Here is a 1,560-nt window from a genome sequence, read left to right as displayed (position 1 = left end):
TGATTTGTACTGTGCCGTTGGTTAGAGCTAATGTGATTGCAGTAGAACTATTAGCAGAGAATGGCGTTTCAACGTAATTGGTGACTGTGGGGTTTGTCAAAGCTGGCGTATTGTTAAATACCAAAACGCCCGATCCTGTTTCATCAGAAACGACAGAAATCAAGTTAGTGCTTGTTGGTGTACCTAACCACGTGGCAACGTTAGTGCCCAAACCAGACACGCCAGTTGAAATTGGCAAGCCAGTCGCATTTGTCAGAGTGCCGCTAGCGGGGGTTCCCAAAGCAGGAGTCACCAACGTGGGGCTATTTGATAGAACAACAGAGCCTGTACCAGTAGATGAAGTTACGCCAGTACCGCCGTTTGCAACAGCCAAAGTACCCGATGCGTTGCCAAGGTTTTGGGAAACAATAACAAAGTCAGAACCGTTCCAAGCGCAAAGAGCGGTTGTTCCAGTAGCAATCGTCACGCCTGTGGTCGGGCCAGTTGAACCCTTTAACACCACTGCGGCATTAGACTGGTTGACTACGATGTAAGCTTTGCTGGAGTTTGGCGCAAGAATGTTTCTTGATACGCCGGGAGAACCTGTGGGGATTAGGATGGCTTTACGCGCTTCGTTTGATGCGCCAGAACCTGTGGTGGAAAGCGTCCAGTTGCCAGACGCTACACTTGCTGTAGCAACCCCGGCAATAGCATCTTCTTCAAGCTGCGTGATGGAGGCATTAACTGTATCTCCCCATGTGCCCGAAAGTTCACCTGTAACTGGAAGGGCAAAGCCCAAAAGTGATGTATATGCCGTTGCCATTTAATGCTCCTATATCGTATTGATCTCAGTCCACCCAGCACTTTGAGTGTCATCAATCATTGCCCAGCCCGAAGACTGCACTGTATCAATATTTTGCCAGTTTGCGACTTGATTGTCATCTATATCTTCCCACAATTTTCGCCCGCCAACCAAATCAATGATTGTGGCTAATTCTGTGATTGAAGAAATAAACACCGCCGCCGCCTGCACCTGTAGCCGTTTCTGAAACACTAGCAAAGAACGCAAACGCTGAAGCAACCGCGTCCAGTGCTGCCGCCGCTTCGCTCACAGTACAGCCAAAAGTTGGAGTCGATGACACTGCATCTGCACCCGTAGCCACCTCGCTGACTGACACCCCGTATGTCGGAATGGCGCTTATTGCATCGCTACCTGTACTTGACTCACTGACCGCAGAACCAAACGTGGCTTTTGCACTAACTGCATCCGCCCCCGTACCTGTTTCACTGACTGCTGCAAAAACACTAACCAATGCAGAAATTGCATCCAGTATCGTAGCCGTATCGCTTAGCGCTGCTCCAAATGTTGCCAACGCGCTTACGGAATCTGATCCTGTTCCTGTCTCTACTACCGCCGCCCCAAACGTAGCCGCAACACTTATCGCATCTGACCCTGACCCTGTCTCAGCTATAACCGAGGTGTAAACCAACCCCGCAGTTATCGCATCTGCGCCTGTACCTGTCTCAGCAACCGCCGCCCTGTATGTCGGGCTAGAATTTATTGCATCTGCGCCTGTTGCC

Annotated in this window: 2 protein-coding genes; both read right to left on the bottom strand. The window is 50.3% G+C overall.

What is annotated here, in order from left to right; all coding sequences use genetic code 11:
• A partial coding sequence (locus EBS36_07425; GenBank protein NBU32978.1) for a hypothetical protein occupies positions 1 to 802 on the bottom strand: 802 nt, incomplete at its 3' end.
• A gap of 154 nt (positions 803 to 956) precedes the next feature.
• Positions 957 to 1,560 (bottom strand): hypothetical protein (locus EBS36_07420; GenBank protein ID NBU32977.1); only part of this gene is annotated, 604 nt, incomplete at its 5' end.

It is taken from the genome of Actinomycetota bacterium (assembly GCA_009923495.1).
GTDB lineage: Bacteria > Actinomycetota > Actinomycetes > S36-B12 > UBA5976 > UBA5976.
Note: the sequence above shows the minus strand (reverse complement) of the source record. Positions and strands in the feature narration are given on the sequence as shown.